13 protein-coding genes are annotated in these 15748 nt (G+C 40.1%); 4 read left to right on the top strand and 9 right to left on the bottom strand.

Annotated features, from left to right (window positions below; translation table 11 throughout):
- Positions 1-15: 15 nt before the first annotated feature.
- The 5 genes from AB8M93_RS15240 to ggt all read right to left on the bottom strand — a co-directional run bounded on the left by AB8M93_RS15240 (position 16) and on the right by ggt (position 8365).
- A complete protein-coding gene (locus AB8M93_RS15240) occupies positions 16-879 on the bottom strand; it encodes a hydroxymethylglutaryl-CoA lyase (protein ID WP_373059221.1) in 864 nt (287 codons plus the stop codon).
- A 644-nt stretch (positions 880-1523) separates the two neighbouring features.
- Positions 1524-2138, bottom strand: coding sequence for a LysE family translocator (locus AB8M93_RS15245; protein ID WP_373059223.1), 615 nt, complete (start codon positions 2136-2138; stop codon positions 1524-1526).
- A 189-nt stretch (positions 2139-2327) separates the two neighbouring features.
- Entirely contained in the window at positions 2328-3365 is a 1038-nt protein-coding gene (locus AB8M93_RS15250) for a quinone-dependent dihydroorotate dehydrogenase (RefSeq protein WP_373059225.1), read from the bottom strand.
- Positions 3366-3694: 329 nt separating this feature from the next.
- A complete protein-coding gene (locus tag AB8M93_RS15255) occupies positions 3695-6568 on the bottom strand; it encodes a TonB-dependent receptor (protein ID WP_373059227.1) in 2874 nt (957 codons plus the stop codon).
- Between the two features lie 96 nt (positions 6569-6664).
- Positions 6665-8365, bottom strand: a complete 1701-nt coding sequence (gene ggt, locus AB8M93_RS15260; protein WP_373059229.1) for a gamma-glutamyltransferase — start codon at positions 8363-8365, stop codon at positions 6665-6667.
- A 94-nt stretch (positions 8366-8459) separates the two neighbouring features.
- Here ggt and pepT point away from each other — a divergent pair, with 94 nt between their 5' ends.
- Both pepT and AB8M93_RS15270 read left to right on the top strand, forming a co-directional pair.
- Positions 8460-9704, top strand: a complete 1245-nt coding sequence (pepT, locus tag AB8M93_RS15265) for a peptidase T (RefSeq protein WP_373059231.1) — start codon at positions 8460-8462, stop codon at positions 9702-9704.
- 21 nt (positions 9705-9725) lie between these two features.
- Entirely contained in the window at positions 9726-10316 is a 591-nt protein-coding gene (locus AB8M93_RS15270) for a YdeI/OmpD-associated family protein (protein WP_373059233.1), read from the top strand.
- Between the two features lie 107 nt (positions 10317-10423).
- On the opposite strand, the gene yajC is transcribed toward AB8M93_RS15270, so the two are convergent.
- The 4 genes from yajC to AB8M93_RS15290 form a co-directional block, all read right to left on the bottom strand.
- Positions 10424-10729 carry a preprotein translocase subunit YajC gene (gene yajC / locus AB8M93_RS15275; protein ID WP_373059235.1) on the bottom strand — a complete coding sequence of 102 codons (306 nt, stop codon included), beginning with the start codon at positions 10727-10729 and terminating at the stop codon, positions 10424-10426.
- A 9-nt stretch (positions 10730-10738) separates the two neighbouring features.
- A complete protein-coding gene (locus AB8M93_RS15280; protein ID WP_373059237.1) occupies positions 10739-11200 on the bottom strand; it encodes a DUF1573 domain-containing protein in 462 nt (153 codons plus the stop codon).
- A 49-nt stretch (positions 11201-11249) separates the two neighbouring features.
- A complete protein-coding gene (locus AB8M93_RS15285) occupies positions 11250-12194 on the bottom strand; it encodes a transcription antitermination protein NusB (protein WP_373059239.1) in 945 nt (314 codons plus the stop codon).
- A gap of 82 nt (positions 12195-12276) precedes the next feature.
- Positions 12277-13380: a Glu/Leu/Phe/Val family dehydrogenase gene (locus AB8M93_RS15290; protein WP_373059241.1), complete on the bottom strand. Its 1104-nt coding sequence runs from the start codon at positions 13378-13380 to the stop codon at positions 12277-12279.
- A 132-nt stretch (positions 13381-13512) separates the two neighbouring features.
- Here AB8M93_RS15290 and AB8M93_RS15295 point away from each other — a divergent pair, with 132 nt between their 5' ends.
- Both AB8M93_RS15295 and AB8M93_RS15300 read left to right on the top strand, forming a co-directional pair.
- Positions 13513-15270: an ABC transporter ATP-binding protein gene (locus tag AB8M93_RS15295; RefSeq protein ID WP_373059243.1), complete on the top strand. Its 1758-nt coding sequence runs from the start codon at positions 13513-13515 to the stop codon at positions 15268-15270.
- A gap of 71 nt (positions 15271-15341) precedes the next feature.
- Positions 15342-15725 carry a PUR family DNA/RNA-binding protein gene (locus AB8M93_RS15300; protein WP_373059245.1) on the top strand — a complete coding sequence of 128 codons (384 nt, stop codon included), beginning with the start codon at positions 15342-15344 and terminating at the stop codon, positions 15723-15725.
- The last annotated feature ends 23 nt before the right edge of the window (positions 15726-15748 follow it).

The raw sequence follows: 15748 nt of genomic DNA on the forward strand, positions 1-15748 counted from the left end.
GAGCTATAAATAAGATTAATGGTAGGCTCCAAAAACTTTGGAAGCTTCATTATATGCAGATTCAAAACTTCCCATTCTTATATTGGTATCTGCCTTTTTTGAAGTGAAGTAGGAAACCATTCTTTCTGTAGGCATATTGCCGGTAAGTTCATCTTTGGCCATAGGACAGCCGCCAAATCCCTGGATTGCCCCATCAAACCTATAGCAACCCGCTTTATAAGCCGCATCCACTTTTTCGTGCCAGCTGGAAGGGGTGGTATGAAGGTGTGCTCCAAATTCTATATTAGGATACTTCGGAATCAGATTTGAAAACAGATAATCTATAATATCTGGCGTTGAACTTCCAATAGTATCAGATAATGAAAGGATTTTGACACCCATTTCAGAAAGTTTTTCTGTCCACTCCCCTACGATCTCCACATTCCAGGGATCACCATAAGGATTGCCAAAACCCATACTTAAATAGGCTACTACTTCCTTATTGGAATTATTGGCAATCTCCAGAATTTCCTGCAGGATCTCTACAGATTCAGCAATGGTTTTGTGGGTATTCCGCATCTGGAAATTTTCAGAAATAGAAAAAGGATACCCAAGATATTTGATTTCTTCATGAACCGATGCGTCCTGAGCGCCACGCGTATTTGCTACAATGGCCAGGAGTTTACTTTGCGTTCTGGAGAGATCCAGCTGTTTAAGGACTTCAGCAGTATCGGCCATTTGCGGGATAGCCTTGGGAGAAACAAAACTTCCGAAGTCTATAGTATCAAATCCACACCTTAATAATGCTTGGATATATTGTACTTTTTTTTCCGTAGGAATAAAGGTTTTTATACCCTGCATCGCATCCCTGGGACATTCGATTAGTTTTATTTCTTGCATACGCCCAAAGATAAGGGAACAATTTTAGTTATGCGATAAAGTGTAAAGGAGTTAAAGAGCTAAAGAGAAAAATATTCTTGTGAAAACAATGTTGTTTTATGGTTAAAGCTTCTTCAGCTAAAATCCGTTTTATCCTAAAATCTGCAGGAGAAAAAAATAGTTCGGAGTTTGGAGTTCGGACTTCAAAGCAAGGTCAGAGTAAAAAAGTAAATTGAAAATAACATTCTCTGCACCACTTTTATTTTCTTAGCTGGAATATTCTTTTTAGAGAATTTCTGCGGAAATCAGCGAGATCTGCGAGAAGAGAAAGTAGTTCAGTTTGGAGTTTGGAGTTCGGAGTTTAGAGTTCGGAGTTCGGAGTTTGGGGTTTAGAGTTTGGGGTTTGGAGTTCGGGGTTTGGGGTTTGGAGTTTGGGGTTTTGGAGTTCAGAGTTCGGAGTTCGGAGTTTGGAATTCGGAGTTTGGAATTCGGAGTTCGAAGCAAGGGCAGAGTAAAAAAGGAAATTGAAAATAACATTCTCTTCACCACTTTGACGTTCTTAGTTTGGATTTTCTTTTAGAGAATTTCTGCGGAAATCAGCGAGATCTGCGGGAGTGAAATCTAGCAACTTTCCACTTTTCACTCTATACTCTCCAATCTACCATTTAAACCAAAATAAGGAAAGCAATCAAAAGAAACACGACCACCTGCACCCACTTTAGGATCAATCCGGAATTTGGATGCTTTTTTAGATACGTGGAAATTTTCCCTGCCATTACAGCCACACCGCTAAATATTAGAAAAGCCTGCAGCATAAACAGAAAGCCGAGAATATAGAATTGAAAAATGGTATTTCCGGACGGCTCCCATAGAAAACCAGGAAAAAACGCTAAAAAGTAGATGGTCACTTTAGGATTCAGCACATTCATAATAAATCCCTGCCTGTAAAGTGCAAAAAGAGATTTATCCTGAAGCCCTTCAGCCGAAAAGGCAATTTTTGGATCGCTTTTAAAAACCTGGTATGCCAGGTAAAACAAATAAACCGCACCGAATATCTTTATCAGCATAAACAATACAGGGGAGTTTTTGATGATGACCGAAACTCCAAAAGCTACCAAACTGGTATGGATAAGAATGCCCGAAACCAGGCCCAGTGCTGTAACTATTCCATACTTGCTGCCATTGGCCATTCCTCTTACCAAAACATAAATAATGTCTGGCCCGGGAGAAATGGTAAGCAATATCGAAGCAGTTAAAAATGGAATTAGCTGTTCTAACATTCTAGAGGTTCACTATTATTTGTTGTCTGTTGTCTGTTGTCTGTTGTCTGTTGTCTGTTGTCTGTTGTCTGTTGTCTGTTGTCTGTTGTCTGTTGTCTGTTAAAAGGTAAAAACCACAACTTATATCCCACATTTTTTTTACTCTCCATTCCTACATCCAGATTCCAGTATCTGGTGTCCAACTTCATTTCACTCCTTACTTCTCTCATTAATCTTCTCCAGAATCCTTTTGTTTATCCTTTTTACCAATCCCGGTCCTTCATAAATAAAGCCGGTATAAAGTTGAATTAGACTGGCTCCCGCCTCCAACTTCTCCATCGCATCTTCGGGGGAAAATATTCCTCCCACTCCAATAACAGGAAAAGCATGATTGCTTTTTTCAACCAGAAAGCGAATGACTTCCGTAGAACGTTTCCGCAGGGGTTTTCCGCTTAAGCCACCTATTTCAGTTTTGTTTTCAGATAGCAGGCCTTCCCTGGAAATAGTGGTGTTTGTTGCAATAATTCCTGCAATTTTAGTCTCCTCCACAATTTCAATAATATCAAGCAACTGGGCATCGGTAAGGTCTGGCGCAATTTTTAGTAAAACTGGTTTTTGCTTTGGCCGGGCTTTATTTAATTCCTGAAGGCGGTTTAATAAAAATTTTAAAGGCTCTTTATCCTGAAGTTCCCGCAAATTTGGGGTATTGGGTGAACTCACGTTTACCACAAAATAATCTACATAATCATAAAGGGCTTCAAAACAAATTTTGTAGTCCTCTGCCGCATTTTCATTTGGTGTTATTTTATTCTTCCCGATATTGCCTCCAATAAGCACATTTTTATTCTTCTTAAGTCGGTTTACCATTTCTTCCACTCCGCCATTATTGAAACCCATCCGGTTAATAATGGCTTCATCTTCCTTAAGCCTGAAAAGTCGCTTTTTCTCGTTTCCGGGTTGTGGTTTGGGGGTAACTGTTCCCACTTCAATGAAACCAAACCCAAGATTAGAGAGTTCTTTATATAATTTGGCGTCTTTATCAAAACCTGCGGCAAGTCCCACCGGATTCTTAAATTTAAGTCCGAAAACTTCCCTTTCCAGCCGTGGATCTTCTACCAGATATTTTTTTTTCAGAATAGCAGAAATTCCCGGAATCTTATTCAACTTTTGTAAAGCGTTAAAGGTAAAATGATGGACATTTTCAGGGTCATACCGGAATAAAATTTTCCTGAGAAGTGATTTATACATAGTGGCGGGTTTGTGCAAAAATAGGTTTTAAAAAATACATTCTGAAAACCACGCCGGAAAGACTTCAGATTTTAATCACTTAAGAATCACTCGATCTATAATGCTTCACTGGTACTTCTACTCCGTGCTCGCATAAGATGCTGCACAAAAGCTAAATTTTGGGTTCTACCTCAGCCATAATTTATAAACATTATTTACTCTCATAAAAAACCCCAAGGCAGAGCCATTGGGGAATTTTAATTAATAAATGTTGAGTCTTATCTTTTTTTCCTTGTAACAAAACCACCCGGATTCTTTCTCGGACTGTAGAAGAAAAATTATTATTTCATTTATAAGCTAAGGCTTAGCCTGGCGAAAAGAAATCTCCCGCCAATTCCAAATTGCTGAGATCTTCTTGACCAGTCAAACCTTCCATCGCTCCTGTTTCCAAATGCGGGATCTGCCCTGTCTGGATACACATCAAATATATTATTTGCTCCTACTGTAAGTCTTAAAGCATCTGATAAGGAATACCCCGCAGAAAGATCGGTCACCACTTTAGATCCAAACACCTGCTGACTCGCTTCGGTGGTCGCCGCTTCGGTTACTTCCCCAAAGAACACATTCCTGAGAAATACATTAAACCTGTTTAAAGAGAGGGTATTTGTAAGGTTAATCTTGGTTCTTGGAACTGCTTCTTCCAGATAAATGCGGCTATCTTCAGGAAAATAAGTACCCACCAGGCCTGCACGTTCCAGCTGGGGAGAAGCATTAATTCCACCTACCTGTTTTGTTTTTGAAAGTGTGGCGGCAAGATCTGACTTCAATTGTACTTCTTCTGAAAAATATGCATTATGAGTGATCACTACATCTAATCCTTTAGATTCGGTATCTATGGCATTTGCAAAAAATGAAGCTGCAGTGGCATTGGCCTGGGCTAATAAATTGTCCAGTTCGGTTCCCGTGCCAGGCCCCTGAAATTGTCCTGTATAAACAATCCTGTCATCTATAGCAACAAAATAACCATCGGCCGTAAGGGTAATGTTAGCATCGGGAATTTTAGCCGTGAAACCAAGACTTACACTTTGGGAAGTCTCTTCTTTTAGCTGCGGAATCCCAAGTAACTGTGCCGGCCTGCTATCATTCGAAAAAGTTCCCACTTCCTGAGGATCACCATTATTATCAAAAATGGTAGAAGTAGAATTAAAATAGAGCTGATGCAGGGATGGTGCCCTGAAACCGGTATTTGCCGCTCCTCTTATATTTATATTATCGGTTAGTTTGTATCGGGAAGACACTTTAAAATTTATGGTGGAACCAAAATCTGAATAATCCTCAAACCTTGTTGCAAAAGTTAACAGGAAAGCTTCAGTAATATCTGCTTCAATATCAAAATATCCCGCAATACTGCTGCGTTGGCGTGAGAGTTCATTTTTGGGACTAAATCCCGGAAAAACCTGTGAGCCACCCGGGCGGGCATTTCCGAAGAAATCTGTCGCCGGCATTTGATCTGCCCTGGTCACCACATCTCCGTTTTGAGTATATTGCTCATAAGAAGCTCTTTCTCCCGCTACAATCTCATAAGTTTCCAACCGGTATTCGGCTCCAAAAGCTACGTTTAATCCTTCAAAAACACTTCCATACAACTGGGAAACATCCAGATTTACGGTATTCTGAGCAAAAGAGAATCCTCCGGCATCAAAAGTAGTGGGACTTGCCCTTTGTAAAGATGCATTGGAAGTATTGGAAATCAAATACAGAAATTCATTTTTCCCCCAGGTGTTACTAAAATCTACATCCCAGTCTCCAACAACCCCACGAATCCCTACTGCTAAAGATTTATCGTTGATTTTAGAGTTTATTTCAGGTAAGAATCCGTTTATATAAATGGGAGTGTAGGTCCTGCTTTGGTTGGGCAGCCTGTAGAACCCTGCCGAATTTCCTTTTCGGGAGCTCATTCCTGCAAAAGAATATAACTCCGTTCCCTCATCATCTAAAGGCAGAGACATATTTGCGAATAATCTTCCTCCACGAAGAGCAGACTGTCCCACCCTCATATTAAAATCGCTCCTTACCATACCCCGCGCGTCAAGTTCATTTTCAGTAACATCTGCGCTTAGCAAAGATTGTAAGGCAGCCCTGTCTTCAGCATTAGCAATATTATCCTGTAGAGAAGCATCGAAGTACGAAACATTTTGGGCATACTGCTGTATTTGCTCGTTGCTAAGATTTGCAATATCGGCTCCTGCATTGGATGCAACTCTTTCCACAGCATTATAAGCATTAAAAATAGTTCCTTCCCACTCCTTCATCCGGTTATAATCTTCCCTATAATCAAAATCGCCGGCAAAAGTGATAAAACCGCCATTATCTCCCAACTCTATCCCGTAGCTTGCTGCCACATTCACCGTCTCCCCATCTACGCCACCCGTCTGTTCATTAGCATTTTTACTGAAGTTGGCACCGGTAGTCACATCGAGATTAAGTTCATTAACCGCATCTTTCAGGACAATGTTTATTACACCTGCAATAGCATCGGATCCATACTGGGCTGCCGCACCATCGCGCAATACCTCAATTCTACCAATGGCCGCAGCCGGAATAGCATTTAAATCTGTTCCCACACTTCCACGGCCAAAAGTGCCATTTACATTAATAAGGGAAGAATTATGCCTTCTTTTACCATTTATGAGGACCAGTACCTGATCTGGCCCCAGGCCTCTGAGGGATGCGGGGTCAATATGGTCTGTTCCGTCTGATATGGTTTGGGTATTTGAAGAAAAAGACGGGGCCACATAATTTAACATCTGGTTAAGGTTTACCTGAGGGACGGCCACCGAGATCTCTTCCAAATCCAGCACATCCACAGGAACCGAAGATTCCGTTACGGTACGGGCACGCCTTCGGGAACCCACCAGCACAACTTCATCTAAGGCCATTCCCGATACCATGGTAACATTGATCACCTCCTGATCTACCGGAACTTCACGTGCGTCAAAACCTACAAATGTAAAAACCAGAACATCCCCTAGAGAGGCCTCAATACTGTATTTACCGTCAAAATCTGTTACTGTACCCTGATTTGTTCCCTTAATAGCTACCGAAACTCCCGGTAGTGGTTGGGACTGTTCATCTACTACTGTACCTGTAACTTCCTGGATTTGCCCATGCATCAACCACCCGATAAGCAGCATGCAAAAGCTTAAAAAGTAACTCTTCTTCATATTTTTTTAGTTTAGTTAAGATGTTAAATATAATTTAATATTTTAACTAAACCTCAAAAAATAAATATCTATTAAATCCTAATTTAATAATTTTAACTAAAATCCCACCGCAGTGTCATCGCCACGTTTATCTGCCCCTCCTTCCAGGGTACCATCAGGCAAAACCCTTATGGCATCTACTTTTCCTATTATTGTTGACTCTCCTTCATCTATATGATAGCCTTTATCCTGAAGACTTTTTAAAATATCGGGGCTAAAAGCATTAGGTTCAAACAGAATCTCATCCGGAAGCCACTGGTGATGAAATCTGGGGGCATTTACGGCTTCCTGCATGGTCATGTTATATTCTTCCACATTAAGGATGGTTTGCAGGACCGATGTAATAATAGTAGAACCTCCGGGAGAACCCAGGGTTAACCATAATTTTCCGTTTTTCTCAACAATTGTTGGCGTCATCGAACTCAACATCCTTTTACCCGGAGCTATTGAATTTGCTTCAGCGCCAATTAAGCCAAACATATTAGGCACCCCTGGTTTAGCGCTAAAATCATCCATCTCGTTATTCACAAAAAAACCAAGATCGCTCACATAAAGTTTAGAACCATACGCTCCGTTTAAAGTAGTAGTAGCGGCGATAGCATTTCCTGACTGGTCTACTATAGAATAATGCGTGGTCTCCATACTCTCATAACCCGGAATCACCCCATGATCCAGTTGGGAAGAAGCTGTGGCTCCTGAAAAACTAAAATCCTTCATTCGCCATTCAGAATATTCTTTACTTAACAGGGAATCTACAGGAATATCCACATAATCTGGATCCCCAAGATAAAAGCTTCTGTCAGCATAAGCCCTTCTTTCGGCTTCTGTTAACACCTGTATGCTTTTCACTGAATTGTGCCCGTATTCATCAATAGGATAATCTTCTATCATTTTAAGAATCTGCCCCAGAACAATTCCGCCGCTGGAGGGTGGAGGCATAGAAATAATATTCAAATTCTTGTATTCCACGTTTATGGGTTTCCGCCATTGTGCCTCGTACTGTTCCAGGTCCTCCATCTTCATAATCCCGTTATGCTTCTGCAAGTAAGCGACTATTTTTTCGCCGGTTGGCCCGCTGTAGAATTCATCCCTTCCATTTTCTGCCAGTCTTTGCAAGGTATTGGCGAGGGACAGGTTTTTTATAGTATCCCCTTCAGCAAAATCTTTAGAAAAAAGAATACTGTCCTGGTTTACCTCCACAAATATATCCCGGTATCGCTGCAGGGTTTCTGCCTGCCTGGCAGTAACTACAAAACCTTTTTCTGCCAGTGCGATCACCGGTTTTAGCAATTCTGCCATAGGCATGGATCCAAATCTTTCATGCACGGCAAAAATGCCTGCCACCGTTCCAGGAACCCCCACGGCCATCGCTCCAACTTTACTTTTTTCAGAAATAACTTCTCCGTTCTCGTCCTGGTATATCGTCTTACTCGCTTCCAGGGGAGCTTTTTCCCGGTAATCCAGGGTTCCGGTTTCTCCATTAGCAAGACGATATACCATAAATCCGCCGCCGCCAAGATTTCCGGCAAAGGGATAACAAACCGCAAGAGACATTTCTGTAGCGATCATGGCATCAAAAGCATTTCCGCCATTCTTTAAAACCTCCAGGCCAATGGCCGAAGCTTCTTTTCTTGCAGAAACCACCATAGCCTCTTCTGCAGTAAGACCCAATGTTTTTCCCGGTTTTTCAACAGGATTAACTTTGGCTTTACAGGAGGCAAGCAAAATTATAACAAGAAGAAAGAGCAGTTTTTTCATAAGTTTAAGGTATAGGTTTTCCCGATCATATATCTTTGTCATGAACGGCTGAATAATTGCAAATTAGCCTATTTTTTTTCTAAACAACTTTGAAATGATCAACAAAAATAAACTCATAGACAAATTTATAAGTTACGTAAAAATAGATACTCAAAGTGACCCCGAAAGTTCTTCTACGCCCAGCACTAAAAAACAGTGGGACCTGGCCAATAAACTTGTAGATGAGCTCAGGGAGATAGGCATGCAGGAGGTGAATATAGATGAAAATGCCTATGTAATGGCTACTTTACCTGCAAATGTTGCCCATAAAGTGCCGGTGATTGGCTTTGTATCTCATTTTGACACCACACCAGATTTTACCGGCACCCATGTGAATCCGCAGATTATTGAAAAATACGACGGGAAGGATATTATCCTGAATAAAGAAAAAGACATTGTTCTTTCTCCTGAATATTTTGAAGACCTGGAACAATATAAAGGGCAGACTATTATTACCACAGATGGTACCACCTTACTAGGTGCCGATGACAAAGCAGGAATTACTGAAATAATGACTGCTATGGAATATCTTATTGATAATCCTGAAATTGAGCATGGCGAGATAAAAATCTGCTTTACGCCCGACGAAGAAATTGGCCGCGGGGCGCATAAATTTGATGTAAAAAAGTTTGGCGCAGAATGGGCTTATACTATGGACGGCAGCCAGATTGGCGAACTGGAATATGAGAATTTTAATGCTGCCGGTGCCGTGGTAAAAGTAAGCGGAAAAAGTGTACACCCCGGTTATGCGAAAGACAAAATGATTAACAGCCTGTACATTGCCCAGGACTTTATAAGTTCTTTGCCCAGGCTGGAAACTCCGGAGCATACCGAAGGCCGCCAGGGATTCTTTCATCTAAGCAAAATGCAGGGAGATGTAGAAGAGACCACGCTGCATTATATTATCAGGGATCACGATAAAAAACATTTTGAAGCCAGGAAAAAGATGATGCTGGACCTGGGACAGGAAATTTGTGCACAGTATGAAAGGGAATGTGTGACTATTGAAATAAAAGATCAGTACTTTAATATGAAGGAAAAGGTAGAGCCTGTGAAACATATTGTTGATCTTGCTGAAAAAGCGATGAAAGCAGTGAATGTAAAACCTATTATAAAACCTATTCGCGGCGGAACAGATGGTGCACAGTTGAGTTATATGGGCTTGCCCTGTCCCAATATTTTTGCAGGAGGGCATCATTTTCATGGGAAGTATGAATATGTGCCGGTGGAAAGTATGATAAAAGCTACTGAAGTTATTATTAAATTAGCTGAACTTACTTCGGAAAAATATAAAAAGTAACGCCAACCAAAATCAACACTTATGGCAGTAAAATCTGCAGAGCAATACATTGAAGTCCATAAAAAATGGCAGGAAGAACTGAAGGCTCTCAGGGAAATGCTGCTTTCCACAGAGCTTGAGGAAACCATTAAGTGGGGAGCGCCCACTTATACTGTGTCAGGAAAGAACGTAATAGGCCTTGGGGCATTTAAAAACCACTGCGCCCTTTGGTTTTTTAACGGTGCTTTGCTAAAAGCAAATACGGCTCTGCTTCAAAATGCCCAGGAAGGAAAAACAAAGGCGCTTAGACAAATCAGGTTTGCAAAAGGCGAGGAGATAAAAACGGAAGTTTTGATAAAATATGTTGGGGAGGCCATTGCCAATCAAAAACTCGGCAGAGAAATTAAACCAGAAAAACAAAAGCTTGTTGTGCCCCCAGAGCTAAAAGCGGCACTGGAAAATGATAAGGAATTAAAAACCTCATTCTCCCAACTTACTCAGGGGAAACAAAGAGAATATTCCGAATATATTCTGGAAGCTAAAAGAGAAGCGACCAGGCAAAACCGGCTTGAAAAAATAACGCCGATGATTAAAGAAGGAATTGGCCTGAATGACAAGTATAAAAACTGCTGAGCTAACATTCAGGCATAATGATAACTTCCATTACCAAAACAAAAAAGATAAAATAAAAAGCCTTCCCGACAGGAAGGCTTTGTTTTTAAATCTATTTTTTGCAGAAACTATTTTTTCTCCTTAACGGCAGGTTTTGCCGGCTCATTTAACTTTTTACTCATCTCCATAGAAATAGAAGATCGATCAAAAGTAATTTTACCTGCACCTGTTTCTATAATCACTGCATTATTTTTTTCGCTGAAATCCAGGATTTTTCCATGCATTCCGCTTTTAGTTACAATTCTATCACCTCTCTTAAGTTCGTCCACAAAGTTTCTTTCCTGCTTTGCTTTTTTCATCTGCGGCCTTATCATAAAAAAATAGACCACCACAAACATTAAGATGATGGGAGCAAACTGCGCTAATTTATCCATATTTCGCTGTTAGCTATTGGTTCCTTCCGCTGCTTCAACGAAAGCTTTTATTTTTACCTGTTCTTTCCCGGCTTCGGTATTAGCAGTAACAGTAACTGTTTTGGTTACCTGCCCGTTACCAGAACCATTATATTTTACAGTCATTTCGCCAGTTTCTCCCGGTGCGATAGGCTCTTTTGGAGCATCTGGAACAGTACACCCGCAAGAACTTGTAGCATTGGTAATTACCAGTGGTGCACGTCCTGTGTTGGTAAATTTGAATACATGCTCCACGCTTTTTCCTTTTGGGATATTCCCAAAATCGTATTCACTTTCTTCAAAAGTAATTTCAGGATAGACAGTAGCTTCTGCATCACGCTCAGCAGCTGTTTCCACGTTTTCAGCCTTTACTTTATCTGAAGCGTTGTTATCCTTGCAGGAAGTGAAAAGCAGAGCACCTACCGCTGCTATCATTAAAAGTCCTTTTTTCATGATTATGTTTTTTATTATTTCAAGGTTTAAAATTAAGAAATTTTCTGTATTACATAAGGCCGCGGCCCATTTTATTTAATCTGCCTTCCGTTTTATATTCTTTAGATAGTTTATCAAGCACTCCATTTATAAAAATACTGCTCTTGGGAGTACTGTATTCCTTGGCTATTTCAAGATATTCATTAATACTCACCTTTACCGGAATAGAAGGAAATTTCACGAATTCACAAATAGCCATCTTTATCAGGACCATGTCCACTTCAGCTATCCGATCTTTATCCCAGTTTGGTGTTTTTCCCAGCATTTCATTGGAAAGCATTTCATCATTGAGATAGGTTTTTCTAAAAAGCTCTATAGCAAACTCTTTATCTTCCGGGCTTTTAAAAAGTTTGGTAAGCTTTAGCGACCCTGCCGAAGATTCTTTGAGCTTCTGAAGCATCTTTAGTATAGCCGTGTTTATTAAAGGTAAATCATCCAGCCAGGTAAGTTTTTTATCTTCCAGGTATTCATAAAGCTTTTCATTAGGCGCTATAATTTCCTTAAATATGGCAATTACAAAATCTTTATCCTCTTTAAAAGAGGACTCGCGGGTCTTCATGTATTCTTCGTAAACCGCACTGCTCTTTATTTCTTCCCAGATAATATTTACATACTCATCATCCCTTTTCCAATGAGTAATTTTATGATCTTCTATAGCCTGCCTCAAAGGCTCATTTTCATCAAGAATCTGGAAGACCCTGTTCTCCACAAACTTCTTATTGGGATCTATATCTTCCCGTGTGGCAAGATGTTTCTGTTGGGATTTTTCAATAAAGTTTTCAGCTTTACCTCTTATTTCTGTAAGAAGATTTAGTTGCAGCAGGTAGAGATCGTACATCTCGTCCATACTTTTTTTCAGGAATTTCTCTTCCGTGGCAAGTTTATCATTCTGGCTTTGGTTAAAGGCATATAAAGACTGCATTACTTTAACCCGGATATGTCTTCTTGTCAACATGAGTGTAAAAGAACTTTTAAAATTAGAAAAGGGCGAAAACTTCTGTTTTCGCCCTGCAAAAATATTAATAAATTTATAGCGACTACTTCAAATTATGTTTTTTTCTTTCCTCAATTCTCTGCTTCGCAATTTCAAGCGCCGCAAAATGAGTGGTAAGATCCCTTTTTCTGGCTGTTTCTAAAATCTGTAGAGTAGTGTTATATATATTTTCGGTCTTGCGCATAATTTCGTTTCTGCCGTAATTTTCAATTTCAGCATAAACATTTATGATTCCTCCGGCATTTATTAGAAAATCCGGAGCGTAAACAATCCCTTTTTCCTGCAGGATCTTTCCGTGGGTAACTTCATCTGCCAGCTGATTATTGGCCGCACCCGCAATGACTTTTGCCTGCAACCTTTCTATGGTCTCATCATTAATGGTTGCTCCAAGGGCACAGGGAGCATAGATATCCACATTAGCACTATAAACATCGGCTTCATCAAAAATAAGCGCACCATATTTTTTGCTAACTTCCTGCAGCCTTTCTTCATTAATATCGCTTATGTAAACTTTAGCGCCTTCCTGGGTTAAATGTTCTACCAAAGTCTCCCCAACATGGCCAATCCCCTGTACTAAAACCGATTTATCTTCCAGGTTATCCTCTCCAAATTTAAACTTAGCAGCTGCCTTCATACCCATAAACACTCCGTAAGCGGTTACGGGAGAAGGATTCCCGGCGCCTCCTTTTGCTTCGGAAATGCCGGTAACATAAGGAGTTACCTCTCTAATGATATCCATATCTTCGGTTTCCATACCTACATCTTCTGCAGTAAGGTATTTACCACTAAGAGAATGTACAAATTCGCCAAAACTCCGCATAAGTTCCGGCGTTTTATGAGTTTTGGCATCCCCCATGATCACCGCTTTTCCACCTCCAAGATTAAGGCCGGTAATCGCACTTTTAAAACTCATTCCACGCGAGAGGCGCAACACATCATTTAAAGCCTCCCACTCACTGGTGTAATTCCACATTCTGGTGCCACCCAATGCAGGTCCCAAAACCGTGCTGTGAATACCAATAATTGCTTTTAAACCTGTATCTTTGTCGTTGCAAAAAACTACTTGCTCATGATTATCAAAGGAGAGCTGCCCAAAGACCGGCGCAGCTTTTTTAAGTTCTTTAGCATTTAGAACATCTACTTGCATAACTTTTTAGATATTAAAATTTAATTTTAAATAATCCATAAAAATGATGGGCAAAAATAATCAATATTTTAATAATCTATAATTTACAGGATGTTAAAATATTAAATTCTCAATTGCTCAGCATCAATACGCATGAAACACCTCAGGCACCTAAATAAGTATTTCGTAAAATACAAATGGAAGTTAATCAGCGGGCTTATCATTACCATAGCCGCCCGTATTTTTGCCATTTATTATATTCCGCTCATAGGAAATTCTACCAGTGTAATTGAAGATTATGTAAAAGGAGAAATCACAGACCCCTCTGTGGTACGCAGTGAGCTCGTGTACAATATTCTGCTTATTATTGGCGCCACACTTGTTTCGGCATTCTTAACTTTTTTGATGCGGCAAACCTTTATTGTGGTTTCCCGGCACATGGAATATGACCTTAAAAATGAAGTTTACCGGCACTACCAGGATCTTTCGCTTAATTTTTATAAAAAGAACCGTACAGGGGACCTTATGAACAGGATTAGCGATGACGTATCTAAGGTGCGGATGTACCTGGGACCTGCCATAATGTACAGTGTTACCACTTTTACTTCTACCGTTGTGGTGCTTATATACATGATTGATGCCGCTCCGGAACTTACCCTTTATACGGTAATCCCTCTGCCGGTACTCTCTTTTGCTATTTATAAATTAAGCGTGGCCATACACAAACGCAGCACCGTGGTACAGCAATATTTATCCAGGCTAAATACCTTTACACAGGAAAGCTTTAGCGGGATTGCAGTCATTAAATCTTACGGAATAGAACCACAGACCAACCAAAATTTTACAGCGCTCTCCAACACCAACCGCGACAAAAATATAGCCCTGGTAAAAGTGCAGGCATTTTTCTTTCCGCTAATGGTTTTGCTCATAGGAATCAGCAATATCCTGGTTATATATATAGGTGGAAGAAAATATCTGAATGGTGAGATTGAAAACCTGGGGGTTATCGTGGAATTTTTGCTTTATGTGAACATGCTTACCTGGCCGGTGGCTTCTATAGGATGGGTAACTTCCCTGGTACAACAGGCTTCTGCTTCACAGGAAAGAATAAATGAATTTCTAAAGGAGAAACCTGAAATCACTAACCACAAAGCAGCTCCAGATAAGATAAGAGGCAGTATCGCTTTTAAAAATGTGAGCTTTACTTATGATGATACCAACATTACTGCATTAAAAAATGTTTCTTTTGAAGTGAAAAACGGGGAAACTCTGGCGATAATTGGTAAAACCGGTTCAGGAAAATCTACTATCCTGGAACTTATTGGAAGACTTTATGATGTAACCCAGGGAACAATAACTATTGATGGAAAGGAGATCCAAAGTCTTAACCTGGAGAGCCTTCGCAACAGCATTGGGTATGTGCCACAAGACGCTTTTCTTTTTAGTGACTCTATAAGAAACAACATTAAATTTGGTAAATCCAACGCCACCGACGAAGAAATTTTTGAAGCGGCTAAAAATGCTTCGGTCCATAAAAATATTACAGGCTTTAGCAAAGGCTACGATACCGTATTGGGAGAACGGGGAATTACGCTTTCCGGAGGACAAAAGCAACGTGTCTCCATTGCCAGGGCTATTATTCATAATCCTGAAATCCTGCTGTTTGACGACTGCCTTTCCGCCGTAGATACCGAGACTGAAGAGGAAATCTTAAACAACCTGTTTAAAATTTCACGGAAAAAGACTACAATAATTGTGAGCCACAGGATTTCTTCCGCAAAAAATGCTGATAAGATCATTATCCTGGAAGATGGAAAAATAATGCAACAAGGCTCTCATTCTCAATTAATAAACCAGGCCGGATACTATAAAGAACTTTATGCAAAACAATTGAACGAAAAAGAAATGTGAAAATTTTTTGGGAAATGTTAAAAATTTTTAGATTTTTGAGCAGCATAATAAACAATTAAAGAATCTATTTTATGAGCGACAAGGGAATGATGGAGAAAGAGGAAATATTCTCTAAAGTATTAAGAGCCGGAAGAAGGACTTATTTTTTTGATGTAAGGGCTACCCGGGCTGATGATTATTACCTGACGATTACGGAGAGTAAGAAGTTTACCAACGATGATGGTTCATTTCATTACAAGAAGCACAAAATTTATCTTTACAAGGAAGATTTTGCCGGATTCAACGAGATTCTACAGGAAATGACCGACTTTATCCTGGAAGAAAAAGGAGAAGAGGTTATTAGTGAACGTCATCAGAAAAACTTTAAACCTGAAGATCAGGAAGAAATTGGCACCGAAGCATCTGCCACAGCTTCTCCAAAAGCGTTTACTGACGTAAGTTTTGATGACATTTAAGCCAACCGCTTAAAAAACATTTT

It is taken from the genome of Autumnicola aciditolerans (assembly GCF_041679265.1).
Lineage (GTDB): Bacteria > Bacteroidota > Bacteroidia > Flavobacteriales > Flavobacteriaceae > Autumnicola.

What these genes read in the sequence shown, in the direction of transcription:
- AB8M93_RS15240 (WP_373059221.1), bottom strand. Translation starts at nt 879, where the DNA reads ATGCAAGAAATAAAACTAATCGAATGTCCCAGGGATGCGATGCAGGGT.
- AB8M93_RS15245 (WP_373059223.1), bottom strand. Translation starts at nt 2,138, where the DNA reads ATGTTAGAACAGCTAATTCCATTTTTAACTGCTTCGATATTGCTTACC.
- AB8M93_RS15250 (WP_373059225.1), bottom strand. Translation starts at nt 3,365, where the DNA reads ATGTATAAATCACTTCTCAGGAAAATTTTATTCCGGTATGACCCTGAA.
- AB8M93_RS15255 (WP_373059227.1), bottom strand. Translation starts at nt 6,568, where the DNA reads ATGAAGAAGAGTTACTTTTTAAGCTTTTGCATGCTGCTTATCGGGTGG.
- ggt (WP_373059229.1), bottom strand. Translation starts at nt 8,365, where the DNA reads ATGAAAAAACTGCTCTTTCTTCTTGTTATAATTTTGCTTGCCTCCTGT.
- pepT (WP_373059231.1), top strand. Translation starts at nt 8,460, where the DNA reads ATGATCAACAAAAATAAACTCATAGACAAATTTATAAGTTACGTAAAA.
- AB8M93_RS15270 (WP_373059233.1), top strand. Translation starts at nt 9,726, where the DNA reads ATGGCAGTAAAATCTGCAGAGCAATACATTGAAGTCCATAAAAAATGG.
- yajC (WP_373059235.1), bottom strand. Translation starts at nt 10,729, where the DNA reads ATGGATAAATTAGCGCAGTTTGCTCCCATCATCTTAATGTTTGTGGTG.
- AB8M93_RS15280 (WP_373059237.1), bottom strand. Translation starts at nt 11,200, where the DNA reads ATGAAAAAAGGACTTTTAATGATAGCAGCGGTAGGTGCTCTGCTTTTC.
- AB8M93_RS15285 (WP_373059239.1), bottom strand. Translation starts at nt 12,194, where the DNA reads ATGTTGACAAGAAGACATATCCGGGTTAAAGTAATGCAGTCTTTATAT.
- AB8M93_RS15290 (WP_373059241.1), bottom strand. Translation starts at nt 13,380, where the DNA reads ATGCAAGTAGATGTTCTAAATGCTAAAGAACTTAAAAAAGCTGCGCCG.
- AB8M93_RS15295 (WP_373059243.1), top strand. Translation starts at nt 13,513, where the DNA reads ATGAAACACCTCAGGCACCTAAATAAGTATTTCGTAAAATACAAATGG.
- AB8M93_RS15300 (WP_373059245.1), top strand. Translation starts at nt 15,342, where the DNA reads ATGAGCGACAAGGGAATGATGGAGAAAGAGGAAATATTCTCTAAAGTA.